We start from the raw sequence: 234 nt of genomic DNA, 5'->3' as shown, positions 1-234 counted from the left end.
CCCACCTCCCCCATGGACGCCGTTGTCGCCCTGTTCGAATCCGCGGCCCGGCCGCGGGCCGAAGCCCACCGTCCCGACCTGCCAGGAGGGCTTGCCCTCGGCGTTCAGCGCCGCGATCGCGGCGTCCTTCCTGTCCGCCGCCACCACGGCGGGGAAGCCGGTGCCGGGGTTCCAGGTGCCCTCGGGGGACCCCAGCGTGGAACCGGCGTGGGCGCTCAGCACGCGGAACACCGG

The 234-nt window shown here is 75.6% G+C and carries 1 pseudogene; it reads right to left on the bottom strand.

From position 1 onward, the window contains the following. A pseudogene (locus KVS71_RS19030) lies at window positions 1-234 on the bottom strand (phosphoribosylformylglycinamidine cyclo-ligase); the annotation flags it as partial.

Source organism: Microbacterium sp. GbtcB4 (genome assembly GCF_019091465.1).
Taxonomy (GTDB): domain Bacteria; phylum Actinomycetota; class Actinomycetes; order Actinomycetales; family Microbacteriaceae; genus Microbacterium; species Microbacterium paraoxydans.
The sequence above is the reverse complement of the archived record's forward strand: the minus strand, read 5'-3'. Positions and strand labels throughout refer to the sequence as shown.